At 38.0% G+C, this 1,544-nt stretch carries 2 protein-coding genes; both read left to right on the top strand.

The window, feature by feature from the left end; translation table 11 throughout:
* The coding region (locus AC1DDX_RS27320; protein ID WP_477623022.1) for a MetQ/NlpA family ABC transporter substrate-binding protein at window positions 1–365 on the top strand (365 nt) is incomplete at its 5' end.
* A 119-nt stretch (window positions 366–484) separates the two neighbouring features.
* Window positions 485–1,544, top strand: a 1,060-nt coding sequence (locus AC1DDX_RS27315; RefSeq protein ID WP_477623021.1) for a hypothetical protein, incomplete at its 3' end; no start/stop codon positions are given.

The following is a 1,544-nucleotide window of genomic DNA, read 5'->3' as shown; positions in this document are numbered from 1 at the left end:
AAGCGAGCCTATTGAAGCTGAAAGATGGAGTGGGCTTATTACCTACTGTAAATGATATTGTAGGAAATCCAAAACAACTTAAAATAGTTGAACTTGAAGCTCCTCAGTTGCCAAGGGCTTTAGACGATCAAAATGTAACTGTAGCTATTATTAACAATACTTTTGCTACACCTGTAGGTTTAGTTGCAGAGCGTGACGGAATCTTTGTAGAAGATAAAAAATCACCTTACGTAAATATCATTGTCACCAGGGAAGGGGATCAGGACAGAGCAGAAATCAAAAACTTTGTAAAGGCATATCAATCTGCGGAAGTAGCACAGGCAGCCGAAATAGAATTCAAAGGTGGTGCAATTAAGGGATGGTGATGTAAATTAGTGTCAAAAAGTGTAAAGAAAAGCCATTTTATAGCAATGAAATTTTAAGGGTAGCGTGTAACTTCGCTTTAAACCAAATTAGATTTCACTGTATTTAGGAGTAGCTTTTTATGATTCATTTAGCGCGTGTATTTTTTGTAATTACTTTTTTTGTATTCTATTCAAGTTGCATTCAAAGCGTACACGCGCAAAGCAGTATCTATCCTCTGATTTCTGCAAAAAAGAAACTGACTGAAAACCCGTTTTCGCCCGATCCCCTTATTAATTATAGTTGGGATGATCCTAGAGCATCAGATGGTCTGGAAAGCTATAGCTTGCAACCAGTTAGCTGGACAACTTCAACTCCGGATAGTTTTAATACAAATGAATTTAAGAAGACCGGCGTAATTGCTGTAAATGGAAAAGGTTCAATTTGTTTTGATTTTGGACAAACAAATGCTGGCTGGCTTGAATTTGAATCTGACGACTTAATCGATAGTGTAACCATAGGTATCAGCGAATATAATGAGCCCGCAATTGTAAATAGTGGTGCATTACATCCGCTTAAAACAATGGCTCCTGTTAAACATGGGCAAACTTACCGGTTAGAATTAAATCCTGAATTTTATGAAGGAGTAAGGTTTGGCTGGATAAATGTGCTTTCTCATCAACAAAACTGGCACATTAAGAGTCTTCGTTTGGTTTGTCAGGTTAAACCTGTAAATTATCAAGGTAGCTTTTCCTGTAGTGATTCGGAACTGACCAGAATATGGTATACCGGTGCCTATACTGTTAAGTTAAATCTCCAAAAAGACTATTTTGGAGCAATATTAATGGAACGGAGCGACCGCCATTCGTGGACCGGAGATGCTTATCCATCGCAGGCAGCCTCAATGGTTGCCTTTGGCAATTATGATTTTGTGAAAGCCAATACCATTAATACGGCAGATCTGAATAATGGCATTCTAAGCTATTCTCTCTATTGGGTTTTAAGTCTTATTGACTATGTAAATTATACAGGAGATGTTGAATTTGCCAAAAGATATATCGATAATGCCTGTAAAAAACTAGATCTCGCATACCAGCATTTTGGTAAATCGCCTAAGTTAGGTTTTTACGGTTGGGACGAACGTCTCGGAGCAGGTTTTGAAAATCCGGATATCCACGAATCTCAGCGTGCTTATTCAATGC

This window comes from Pedobacter sp. 10L46_2 (assembly GCF_056395165.1).
Note: the sequence above shows the minus strand (reverse complement) of the source record. Positions and strands in the feature narration are given on the sequence as shown.